This is a genomic window from Inhella sp., from assembly GCF_041912635.1.
In the GTDB taxonomy this organism is placed as follows: Bacteria; Pseudomonadota; Gammaproteobacteria; order Burkholderiales; family Burkholderiaceae_C; genus Inhella.
On the sequence record NZ_JAYRMO010000010.1, the window covers coordinates 129,217 to 140,577 of the forward strand.

Below are 11,361 nucleotides of genomic sequence, written 5' to 3' on the forward strand. Positions count from 1 at the left end.
TCAGGCGCTCATGAAGCCGAGGTCTTGGGGTGCGAAGGCCGCCAGGTTCGGGAAGGCGGCGGCCAGGGCCGTGGCATCGGCGCCGAACCAGCGCGCCAGCGTGGCGCCGAACTGCTCCAGCGAGGTGCTGGGGATCAGCGCACCGCGGCCGTTGGCGTCGTCCGCGCCGCCCAGCGCCGGGTAAGGGAAGCGGCCGTAGACCTGGCCGCCGCGCACCGCGCCACCCAGCACCAGCAGGTGGTTGCCCCAGCCGTGGTCCGAGCCCGAGCCGCTGGGCTGCAGGGTGCGCCCGAACTCGCTCTGCGTGAAGCTGGTGACCTGATTGGCCGTGCCCAGCTCCTGCATCGCCAGATGGAAGGCGGCCAGACCTTCGGCAAGCTGGCGCTGCAGGTCCCAGAAGGTCCAGCTCTGCGCCGAGTGGGTATCGAAGCCCCCGAGCTGGCAGAAGAACACCTGGCGGCGCACCCCCACCGTGTTGCGCAGCGCGATGACACGCGCCACCTGGCGCAGCTGGCGGCCGAGATTCGTGCCGGGGAACACGGTGTTGACGGTGGCGCTGCCGCTGCTGCGCAGCAGGCCGTTGAGGGTGATGGCGTCGCGCCGTACCTGGTTGGCGGCCTGCACCAGGCGCACGCCGCCGTCCAGCATCAGGATCTCGTTCAGCGCCTGGCGGCGGGCGTTGGCGGCGCTGTCGGGCCACACCGCCATGCCGCTCATGTCGAGGTTGTTGTCGGGCAGCAGGCTGGCGCTCTGCACCTGGGCGCCGGTGGCGAACAGGGCATTGCCGGAGAGGGACACCGCGGCCGGGAAGCGCGAGCTGCCGTTGCGGCTGTTGACCGCATCGGCCACGCGGCCGCCCCAGCCGGTGCCGCCGCCGCTGGCGTTGCCGGCCTGGGCGATGAGCATCTGGTCGGAGTGCGAGTACAGATTGCTGGGCAGGGGCACGCTGCCGGCCAGGATCTGCGCCCGCGTGGTGGGCGCGGCCAGCGGGCCCACATTCGCCACCGCAGCCAGCCGGCCCTGGGCCCACAGCGGGTGGATGGCCTGCAGGCCGGAGTGCAGCGCGAACGCGCCCTGCGGACTGCTGACGGGCAGCAGCGTGGCGCTGTTGTCCGGCAGGGCCAGCGCACCGCGCGCCAGGCGGTAGGCGGCATGCGCGGCGGTCTCCATCGGGATGAGGACGTTGTGGCCGTCGCAGCCGCCGGCCAGGTAGACGCAGACGAGCGCCTTGTAGTCGGTTTGTGTTTGCGCGCGGGCGCCGGGCAGGGCGCCGGCGGCGGTGAGCGCGCAGGCGGCGCGTAGCAGGGAGCGGCGGGTGGTGTGGGGTTTCATGGCCGGGGCTCCTTAATGCTGAACAGCGTGCTGGCCCGAAAGCAGCGTGAGGTAGATCGCCGTCAGCACGCGCTGCTGCGCGTCAGGCTGGGCGTTGATGGCATTGGCCAGGCTCTGGCGCATGGCCTGGGGCATGCGGCCCCACAGCAGGTTCTGGTCCACCGCATCCACCAGGGCGGTGGTGTTGCCGGCCACGGCCTGGTAGGGGGTGAGATCGATGCGCCAGTTCGCGCCCGGCTGCACCAGCATCTGCCACAGCAGGTTGCCGCGCAGCGTGGCCTCGGTGGGCGTGTAGATCTGGAACTCGGGGGCGCTCAGCGTGGTTTGCGGCAGGCGGAACAGCGGCGAGTAGAAGCCGAACACCGAGGGCGGCGTGAGCGGCTCCTGCGCCATCAGGCTGAGCTCCCAGGTGACGGCATTGGTGGGCAGGAAGCCGCCACCGAGCGCACGCGCGGTGGCCGCCACATGCTGGATCGGGTCGCGCAGGCGGCCGTCGTTCAGGCCCGCCAGGTCGTTGCGCGCCTCGGGGTCCACCAGGATGGCGCGCACGGTGGCGCGCAAGTCGCCGCGGATGCCGCTGCCGTTGTTGTTGAACACGCTGGCGACACGGCGCACGTAGTCCGGGCTGGGGTTGCTCTTGACGAGCTGGCGGATCAGGCGCTGCGCCACGAAGGGGCCGGTGTTCGGGTGGTTGAACACGCAGTCCAGCGTGGCGCGCAGATCGGCCTCAGCGCCCTGGCCGGCCGGCAGCACGCAACCCAGGAAGCGCTTCTCACGCGGGTCGTGGTTGATCTCGCGCAGCACCAGCGGGCCGCTGAAGTTCTCCCAGTTGTTGGTGCCGGCGCCCTGGTAGGTCCAGCCCGTGAGGGCCAGCGCCACCTGCTGGATGGTGGCCTGGTCGTAGGTGGGCAGCGGACGGCCATTGGCATCCAGCTGGGGCGTGCCGTCCGGGTTCAGGCGCACCAGGCCGATGGAGAACAGCTGCAGCAGTTCGCGCGCGAAGTTTTCGTTCGCGGCCGAGCCATTGCGCGGGGCGTTGCTGTTGGCCAGGTCCAGGTACTTGCCCATTTGCGGGCTGCGCGTCACCTGCTCCAGCAGCTGGCGGTAGTTGCCAAAGGCGTGGGCGCTGAGGGTGCGCAGATGCGGCACCACCTCGTCCGGGTAGATGTTCTTGTTGAAGCTGATGACGAGCAGCTGGGCCAGCGCATAGGCCACCCGCTGGCGCAGCTGGTCGGGCGCCTCGGTGAGGCGGTGCAGATAGCCCTGGGCGACGACGCGGCGGTCGCTGCCTCCGGTCACCGCGGTCTCCGGCGTAAGGAACTGCTCGTTCAACCAGGCCTCGACGCCGAGCTGGCGCACCCGCGCCACGCTGGCGGCATTGGGGCCGAATGCGGCCTGGTCAAGCAAGCGGGCGGCAGCCAGGTTGACGGGGCCGGTGCCGGGGGGCATCGGAGCCGGGGCGGGGGGTGGGGCCGGCGTGGGGGCGGGCGGCGGGGCTGGCGTGGGGCTGGGAGCCGGCGGCATCGGCGTAGGCGCCGGTGCGGGCGGCATTGGCGTGGGCGCTGGGGCCGGCGGCATCGGCGCCGGTGCGGCGGCCGTGAAACCCACGCGCACGATGTCCGAGCCGATCGAGCCTGGACCCAGCGCCAGCACCTGCACGGTCTGGCTGGTGCCGGCCCAGCTGGCCGGCGCGGTGCCGGTGGCCATGATCTGCGTCGCCGAGAGCCGCGTGGTGGAAGCCGGCATGCCGGCCACCAGCACCTTCACATCGGTGCCGAAGGCGGCGCCATTCAGCGTCAGGCTGTAGGCGCCCACCGGCACGCTGGTGGGGCGGGTGCTCCACAGGCGCGGCTGCACCTGCGTCACCGTGATGTTGGCGCTGCCCACCTTGTCCGGATAGGCGGTGCTGCGCGCCGTCACAGCCACCACATTGCTGGGCTGCGGCACCACGGCCGGCGCGGTGTACAGGCCCGTGCTGCTGACCGTGCCCAGCGTGCTGTTGCCGCCGGGGATGCCGTTGACCGCCCAGACCACGCTGTTGGGCGAGAGCGGCACATAGGCGGTGAGCTGGCGCGAGCCGCTGATGGGCAGGCTGACGCTGCTGTAGACGGTGATGGTCTGCGCGCTGGCCGGCAGGCTCAGGCTGCCCAGCAGCAGGCCGGCGGCGGCCCAGCGCACCACCCGGCCGGGGGGCGGCGGGGGCGGAAGAAGTAACGAGTTGTTGGCCATGGGATTGCTCCGCGCCACCGCGGACGGGTGGGCATGGCGAGTGATCTGCAAGCGATGTGCCAGCCCCCCTTTCCTGGGCAGGCAAGGCCGCCGGGCCGACGCAGTTGACAGCCCTGGTCGGCGCGGGTGACGCCCCGCGTCAACCCAGCGCCGCGGCCCTGTCCGGTTTTTTCAAATGGCCGTTACCGGCGCTTACAGCGGATCAGCCGTGATCGCGATGCCAGGCCGCCGCCTGGCCGCGCGAGCGCAGGTCCAGCTTGTCGAGCAGATTGGCGACATGGCGCTTGACGGTGTAGGGGCTCAGGCCCAGCTCGCGGGCGATCAGCTTGTTGCTGTGGCCCTGGGCCAGCAGGCCCAGCACCTCCCGCTCGCGCTCGCTGAGCCCGGCGGCAGGGGCGCGCGCGGTGGCCGGCGCTGTGGGCACTGCCGGCGCCGGCAGGGCGGCGAGCAGGCGTTCGCGTGCGCCCGGCAGCGCGGCGGCGGCCGGGCTGGCGGCCAGGCGCTGCAGGGCTGCGCGGCCCAGCAGGGCCAGCTTGCCGGGCTCCTGCACGCAGCCGTCGAGGGCGCGCGCCAGCAGCTCCCGGGCCGCCTCGTGGGCGCCGCTCTGGGTCAGCAAATCGGCGGCCTGCAGGGGGGCTTCGGTTTCCAGGCCCAGCACGCTCAGGCGCTCGGCGGTCTGCACCACCTGCAACCAGGCCTGCAGGGCCGCCTGCGGCTGGCCGGCCTGGGCGGCCGCCTGGGCCTGCAGCACGGCCAGCTGGGCTTCATCCAGCCACTGACCGGGGCCAGGTTCGTGCAGCAGGGCCTGGGCCTCGGCCAGCAGGGCCGGTACACCGGCCAACCGCGCCAGCCGCCCGACATGAAAGGCCACCAGGGTGCGCGCAGGCTGCAGGCGCTGGCGGGCGTTCAGGCCGGCGCTGTCGGCCAGCAGTTCTCGCGCCGCCGCCTCGAAGGCGGTGCTGCGCCCGCGCAGCGCGTGCAGGGCGATCTGCGACATGCGCAACTGAAAGTCCAGATTGGCCGGGCGGTCCAGCCAGTGGCAGTCTTCGGCCGCCAGGGCCAGGCTGCGTTCGGCGGCCTCCCAGTCGACCTCCGATTCGGCCGCCCACATTTGCTGAAAGGCTTGCAGCACCAAAGCGATGCCGCGCACGCCGGTGGGGGCATCGGGCACGCGCAGCAACACGCCCTGGATGTAGCGCTGGATCGGTGCGCGCGCTCCGGCCAGACCCACGCAGGCCGGCAGGGGCACGCATTCGTACCAGAGCGCCAGGTCTTCACTGAGCTGCAGCAGATCAAGCTGCTCGTTCAACACCGCCACCACCTCCTGCAGGCTGCCGCGGTTCATGGCCAGCCAGAGGCGCGCCACGGCCAGGCGGCAGCGGCTGGCGGGCTCCAGGGCCTGCGCCTGCAGCCCATCGACCAGCACCTGAGCAGCCGCCAGCTCGCCCGCGCCAGCCAGGCCGATGGCCTGGTAGGCCTGCACTGCGTGCGCGGCCTGGTGCTCGCCAGCGGCACGCAGCAGGGCCGCCGCCGCCCCCATCTGGCGGGGCATGGCGCGCCAGTCCCATTCGGCCCAGGCCAGCAGGCCCTGGGCGCGCAGCAAGGCCGCCGAACCCTGCAGGCGCGCAGCCGGAAAGCGGCCCAGCAGGCGGCGCAGGCCGCCCGTGTCGCCCGCCGTCAGCAGCGCGGGCGTGGCCGTGAGCAGATCGGCTTCCACGCCTGCCCAGTCGCCATCCAGCGTTGCGGCCTGCACGCCGTACTCGATGCGCCGGGCCAGTTCGGGCTCGCCTGCGGCAGCGCGGCGCAGCAGGCTGGGCAAGCGCTCGGGCTGCTCGCGCCGCAGCCGATGCAGCAGGGTGTCGCGGAACAGATCGTGCAGGCGCAGGCCGGCCTCGCTGCCGGGCAGCTGGGTGGCGAACAGGCCGCGCTGCAGGATCTGGTCCAGCAGGCGTGCCGCTCCGGCATGGCCGGACAGGGCCGCGGCGCGCGCCGCCGTCAACTCGGGCAGCGGCGCGGTGGCGAGCAGGAACTCGCGCAGCTCAGGGTCCAGGCCGTCCAGCACCTCGCTGGCCAGGTACTCGAACAGCCCGGCATCCAGGCGCTGCGGCGACTGGGCGCCGGCATGCTGCAGCGCATCCAGGCCCAGGCGCAGCCCGGCGGCCCAGCCCTGGGTGCGCTCCAGCAGGGTCTGCAGGGTAGCGGCCGGCACGGCGGCAGCGCCGGGCAGCTGCGCGGCCTCGGCCGGCGCAAAGCGCAAGCCTTCCTCACGCACATCCACCAGGCCCTGCTCGGCGCGCAGGCGCGCCAGTGGCCAGGGCGGCTCGACCCGGCTGCCCACGGCCAGCCGCCAGCCGGTGGGCAGGCGCTCCAGCAGGCGGACCAGGTACTCGTGCAGAGCGGGGTCGCTGGCGCGGTGCAGATCGTCGATGACGATCAGCCCGTGCGTCTGCTCGGCGGCTTCGAGCGCGTTCACGAAGGCATTGGCCAGGCGCGGCACGCTGCCGGGCTCGGCGCCGGCGCGGGCCAGGGCCTCGGGGTCGACGCGCCAGGGCAGGTCAAAGGGGTCCAGCGCCGCCACCAGGCCTTCCAGCAGCTGGGGCAGCGCATCCTCGGGATCCAGCGCCAGCCAGGCGCTGGCCCAGCCGGCCGCGCTGGCGCGCTGGCACAGCGCCGCCAGGGCCAGGGTCTTGCCAAAGCCGGCCGGCGCGCAGGCCAGCAGCAGGCGCACGGGCGCGGTGGGCTCCAGGGCCTGCTCCAGCGCCCGCGTGAGCGACGGACGCTCCACATGCCGGCCCGGCTGCCAGAGCGGTGGCCTGATGCGCGTGCGCGCAATGCTCATGGCGCGGCCGCCGCCTGGGCGCGCAGCTTGGCCGCCATCGAATCGGCGTGCTTCACATGCAGCAGGTCGGCCACCCGCCACAGCACATGGCGCTCGTGCGCGGCCAGCTCGCCATCGGCAAAGGCCACCGCCCACATGGCCTCCACCACCTGCAGCTTGGCGGCATCGTCCAGACGCTGGTTCAGCAGGGTGGTGAACTGATGAAAGTCGGTGGCGTCCTGCGCCACCCCCTCGGCACGGGCGAGCAGGGTCTCGACCTCATCGGCCGAGAGCGCGAACTTGGCCTGCAGCGCGCGCAGCGCGGCGGCGCGTTCGGCCGCGCCGATGCCGGCCTCGGCCCGCATCACCTCCACCAGCAGCACGGCGGTGGCCAGCTCCAGGGTGTGGGGGTCGGGGGCCGCAGGGCCTGGGGCGTCGAACAGGGATCCGAACAGGTCTTTGAGGGTGCGCAGCATGGGCCGAATGATCGCCCCGCCGCGCCCTCACCACTTCATCTCGCCCTTGTTGACCTTGGCGCCGATCTCCAGCGCGATGCCCAGGCCGGCCTGGGGGTAGGCGGCGCGCAGGCGCTCGATCAGCGCGGCGCTGTTCGCCGCCTGCGGCAGCTCGGCTTCGAAGCGGGCCAGATAGTCCTGGCTCCAGCGGATCGCCGTCAGGTCCTGCGCCTGGCCCGGCAGGCTGTGGCCGGGAATGACGCGCTGCGGCTGCAGCGCCGCCATCTGCGCCAGCTTCTGCGCCCAGGCGGCGCGTTCGGCGGGGGTTTGCGTGTCGGCCGTCCACAGGTGCAGACCGGCGAACACATTGACGCCACCCGCAATCGTCTTAATCGAAGGGATCCAGACTTAGCTGCGCAGCGGCAGCGCGTCGTCCAGGCCGCGCAGCTCCAGGCGCTCGCCTTCGAGCTCGATGACATCGCCCGCCAGCACCTCGGGCAGGGGCACGGTCTGCGGCGCATTGGCACCCAGGCGCGGGCCCCAGACCTGCAGCTTGGTCGCCAGCGTGGCCCCAATCTTCTGGCGCGTGGCGGCCGTGCTCACCAGCCGCGCCTGCGGGAACAGCTGCTGCAGCAGCGCGGCGCCGAAGTAGAAGTCGGGATCGGCCTGGCTGATGTAGATGGTCTTGAACTGCTTGCCGCTGTCCAGCACCAGGGCGGCGATGCGCAGCGCGTCGGCGCGGGTGAAGCCGGTGTCCAGCAGCACGGCGTCCTTCTCGCCGCTCACCAGCACCGCATTGGCGTGGAAGCTGCCGGCCGGCGCGTTGTAGACCTGCAGTTGCAGGGGCTGGGCCGTGGCGGCAAGGCTGATGCTGGAGGCGAGCGCGCTGGTGATCAGGGTCTTGGCTTGCATGGCGATGAGGGCATGAGGGGTGTCGATGGGCTGAACTCTAGAAGTTCGAATGGCGCAAATAAACCGCATGCCATGCGATGCTTTGTTGCATCAATTGACGCAATAAAAGGGAAGCGCATGGACCGCCATACCGCCGTGCAGGTCTTCGTCGAGGTGGTGGACCGCGGCAGCCTGAGTGCGGCCGCCGAGGCGCTGGAGATGTCGCGCGCCATGGTCAGCCGCTACCTGGAAAGCCTGGAGCGTGAACTCGGCGTGCGCCTGCTGCAGCGCACCACGCGCCGCCTGAGCCTGACGGATGCCGGCGAACAGGCCCTGCCGCGCTGCCGCCAGCTGCTGCAGCTGCGCGCCGAGCTGCACGAGCAGCTGGGCCAGCAGGCCGCTCGCAGCCAGCCGCGCGGGCGCCTGCGCATCAGCTGCAGCACCTCGTTCGCCATGGCCCAGCTGGGGCCCGCGCTGGCCGACTTCCTGCAGCAGCACCCGCAGGTGCAGGTGGAGCTGCTGGCGGCCGACCGCACCGTGCATCTGGTGGAGGAACGCATCGACCTGGCGCTGCGCATCAGCAACCGCCTGGACGAAGGCCTGGTGGCGCGCCGCCTGGCCACCTGCCGCTCGGTGCTGTGCGCCAGCCCGGCCTATCTGCGGCAGGCCGGCCACCCCGCCGAGCCGGCCGAGCTGCGAGCACACCGCTGCATCAGCCACGCCAACCTGAACCGCGGCGAGTACCGGCTGCTGCACGAGGGCCGGCTGCTGCGCGTGCCCATCACGGGCCCGCTGCAGAGCAACGAGGCCGGCGCCACCCTGCAGGCGGTGCTGGGCGGCCTGGGCATCGCCATGCTGCCCACCTACCTGGTGGGCGAGCTGCTGGCGCAGGGAAGGCTGCAGGCCGTGCTACCGGCCTGGGAGCCCGAGCCCCTGGGCCTGCATGCGGTGATGGTCTCGCGCCAGCACCCGCCGCAGCTGCTGCGCCTGATGGTGGATTTCCTGGCCGAGCGCTTTGCCGGAGAGCCCTGGGACCCCCTCCCCTGAAAGGGCGCGCAAGCGCAGAATCGGCCGGCTCAGCAGGAGGCCCCATGTCCTTCAAGCCCCTGGCGCTTGCCTTCACCCTGTCGCTCAGCCTGACCGGCCCGGCCGGCGCGCATGAAACCGAAGCCGGTGGGGGTCAGCTCGGCAAGGTGCAGTTCGCCAACTCCTGCAGCCCCGCGGTGCAGGCCGAGCTGCAGCGCGGCCTGGCGATGCTGCATTCCTTCTGGTACTCGGCCGGCGAGAAGACCTTCCGCCAGGTGCTGGCCCAGGACCCCGGCTGCACCGTGGCGCGCTTCGGCCTGGCCGCGCTGCTGATGAACAACCCGCTGGCCGGCCAGGGCGCATCGCCCAAGGCCGCCGAGGCCGCGCAGGCCCTGATCGACGAGGGCCGCCGCCTGGGCGCCCGCAGCGAGCGTGAGCTCGGCTACCTGGAGGCCGTGGCCGCCTACTACGCGGACTTCGCCAACCGCCCCGAGCGCGCCCGCCAGCTCACGCGCGCGCAGGCCTTCGAGGCCCTGGCGGCGAAGTACCCCGAGGACGACGAGGCGCAGATCTTTGCCGCGCTCTACATCGCCGGCACACAGTCGCAGGCCGACCAGAGCTATGCCGCCTACCTCAAGGCCGCCGGCCTGCTGGAAAAGCTGTTCGCCAAGTACCCCGAGCACCCCGGCGTGGCGCACTACCTGATCCACAGCTATGACGCCCCGCCGATCGCGCACCTGGGCCTGCCCGCGGCGCGGCGCTACTCCGCCATCGCGCCCGATTCGGCCCATGCCCTGCACATGCCCTCGCACATCTTCACGCGCGTCGGGGCCTGGTCGGATTCGGTGGCGCTGAACCGCCGCTCGGCCGCCGCGGCGCGCAAGGACAGCAGCACCGTGGACGCCTTCCATGCCGCCGACTACCTCGTCTACGCCGAGCTGCAGCTGGGCCGCGACCAGGCCGCGCGCCGGGTGCTGGCCGAGTTCCAGAGTGCCGGCGGTGCGCAGCTGCCGCAGTTCGCCGGCCCCTATGCCGCCGTGGCCATGCCGGCCCGCCTGGCGCTGGAGCGTGGCGACTGGGCCGCCGCCGCCCAGCTGCCCGTGCAGGGCACGGCTTTCGCGCACACCGAGGCCATCACCCACTTCGCGCGCGCCCTGGGTGCGGCGCGCAGCGGCGATGTAGCGGCCGCCGAGGCCGAGGCCCAGCGCCTGCGGGCCCTGCACAAGAGCCTGCAGGAGGCCAAGCAGGGTTACTGGGCCACCGAGGTGGAGGTGCAGCGCATTGCAGTAGCGGCCTGGATCGCCCAGGCGAAGGGGCAGGCCGACGAGGCCCTGCGCCTGATGCGCGCCGCCGCCGACCTGGAAGACCGCAACGAGAAGCACATCGTCACCCCCGGTCGCGTGGTGCCGGCACGCGAACTGCTGGGCGAGCTGCTGTTGGCGCAGCAGTAGCCGGCGGCAGCGCTGCAGGCGTTCGAGCAATCCCAGCGCCGCGAACCCAACCGCCTGCGCGGCTTGGCCGGCGCCGCCGCCGCGGCCGAAGCCGCGGGCCTGCCCGACAAGGCCGCCGAGCACCATGCCCGGCTGATCGAGCTGACCCGGAACGCCGACAGCGCGCTGCCCGAGGTGGCGCGCGCCAAGGCCTTCCTGGCCAAGCGATGAGCCCGCGGCGCCTGGTCTTGCTGGCAGGCTGCGCCCTGCTGGCCCGCCCACTGGCTGCGGCGCCCTCCGAAGAAGGCGCCGAGCAGGCCCTGGCCGCCGACCCCGACTACGCCGCGGCCAGCGCCGCCCTCAAGGCCCAGGACTTCGCCCGCGCCCTGCCCTTGCTGAAGGCGGCGCTTAAGCGCTTCCCCGACTCCGCCCAGCTGCACAACGACCTGGGTTACAGCCACCGCCAGCTCGGCCAACTGCCGCCCGCCTTCGCGCACTACAAGCGCGCCCTGGCCATCGACCCACGCCACCGCGGCGCGCACGAGTACATCGGCGAGGCCTACCTGACGGTGGGCGATGTGGCCAGCGCCGAGAAGCACCTGGAGGCGCTGCGCGCGATCTGCGTGCTGGGCTGCGAGGAATTGCAGGAGCTGCGGGAGGCGATTGCCGCGCACCGCCGGCGCGCGGCAGCGCGGCCCTGAGCTGCGGCCCCTCAGACCACCAGCACCTCGGTCCACTCGGCCACCAGGGCCGTGATCTGCGCGCGGTCCAGGGTCGGTTCCAGCTCCTCGGCCGGCGCGGCCTCGCCGGTGGGCACCGGCGCCAGGCCCTGCGGGCCTTCGTCCCAGCGGATGCGGGCCTCGCACACCGGGCAGCCCTGGTGCGAGCCGGCGCGCGTGTCCCGGTGGCGGATCAGGGTCGGGCCACAGCGCAGGCAGTGCTGCAGGGGGATGCCCACGTCGCTGTGGCCGACGATGGCGTCGAACGCCCCGGCGCGGCCCAGGCGCAAGAACTGGGCACCGAGCTCGGCGTCGAACTGGCGGCCCAGCCCGGCCTCGATGCGGTCCAGCGCCTCGGCCACCGCCATGCCGGCGCGGTAGGGGCGCGTGCTCGTCATGGCGTCAAAGGCGTCACAGAGCCCGACCAGCCGCGCATCGGCAGGGATCTGCGCGCCCGCCAG

At 72.9% G+C, this 11,361-nt stretch carries 11 protein-coding genes; 4 read left to right on the forward strand and 7 right to left on the reverse strand.

Going from position 1 to position 11,361, the window contains the following annotated elements; genetic code table 11:
* From ACE3QP_RS08185 to ACE3QP_RS08210, 6 genes are all read right to left on the reverse strand, one after another.
* Positions 1–1,332: a DUF1501 domain-containing protein gene (locus ACE3QP_RS08185; protein WP_374435068.1), complete on the reverse strand. Its 1,332-nt coding sequence runs from the start codon at positions 1,330–1,332 to the stop codon at positions 1–3.
* 12 nt (positions 1,333–1,344) lie between these two features.
* Positions 1,345–3,561 carry a DUF1800 family protein gene (locus ACE3QP_RS08190; RefSeq protein WP_374435069.1) on the reverse strand — a complete coding sequence of 739 codons (2,217 nt, stop codon included), beginning with the start codon at positions 3,559–3,561 and terminating at the stop codon, positions 1,345–1,347.
* Positions 3,562–3,763: 202 nt separating this feature from the next.
* Positions 3,764–6,400: a LuxR C-terminal-related transcriptional regulator gene (locus tag ACE3QP_RS08195; protein WP_374435071.1), complete on the reverse strand. Its 2,637-nt coding sequence runs from the start codon at positions 6,398–6,400 to the stop codon at positions 3,764–3,766.
* Positions 6,397–6,855: a TerB family tellurite resistance protein gene (locus ACE3QP_RS08200; RefSeq protein WP_374435072.1), complete on the reverse strand. Its 459-nt coding sequence runs from the start codon at positions 6,853–6,855 to the stop codon at positions 6,397–6,399. Before ACE3QP_RS08200 ends, ACE3QP_RS08195 begins: the two co-directional genes overlap by 4 nt.
* Before the next feature lie 27 nt (positions 6,856–6,882).
* Positions 6,883–7,200: a hypothetical protein gene (locus tag ACE3QP_RS08205; protein WP_374435074.1), complete on the reverse strand. Its 318-nt coding sequence runs from the start codon at positions 7,198–7,200 to the stop codon at positions 6,883–6,885.
* 42 nt (positions 7,201–7,242) lie between these two features.
* Entirely contained in the window at positions 7,243–7,746 is a 504-nt protein-coding gene (locus ACE3QP_RS08210) for an MBL fold metallo-hydrolase (protein WP_374435076.1), read from the reverse strand.
* Between the two features lie 117 nt (positions 7,747–7,863).
* On the opposite strand from ACE3QP_RS08210, the gene ACE3QP_RS08215 reads away from it, so the two are divergent.
* From ACE3QP_RS08215 to ACE3QP_RS08230, 4 genes are all read left to right on the forward strand, one after another.
* Positions 7,864–8,772: a LysR substrate-binding domain-containing protein gene (locus ACE3QP_RS08215; RefSeq protein WP_374435078.1), complete on the forward strand. Its 909-nt coding sequence runs from the start codon at positions 7,864–7,866 to the stop codon at positions 8,770–8,772.
* 44 nt (positions 8,773–8,816) lie between these two features.
* Entirely contained in the window at positions 8,817–10,202 is a 1,386-nt protein-coding gene (locus tag ACE3QP_RS08220) for a hypothetical protein (protein WP_374435080.1), read from the forward strand.
* Between the two features lie 63 nt (positions 10,203–10,265).
* A complete protein-coding gene (locus tag ACE3QP_RS08225) occupies positions 10,266–10,412 on the forward strand; it encodes a hypothetical protein (RefSeq protein ID WP_374435081.1) in 147 nt (48 codons plus the stop codon).
* Positions 10,409–10,882, forward strand: coding sequence for a tetratricopeptide repeat protein (locus tag ACE3QP_RS08230; RefSeq protein ID WP_374435083.1), 474 nt, complete (start codon positions 10,409–10,411; stop codon positions 10,880–10,882). The genes ACE3QP_RS08225 and ACE3QP_RS08230 overlap by 4 nt, the downstream gene beginning before the upstream one ends.
* 11 nt (positions 10,883–10,893) lie before the next feature.
* Here ACE3QP_RS08230 and ACE3QP_RS08235 read toward each other — a convergent pair.
* Positions 10,894–11,361 (reverse strand): HD-GYP domain-containing protein (locus ACE3QP_RS08235; protein WP_374435085.1); only part of this gene is annotated, 468 nt, incomplete at its 5' end.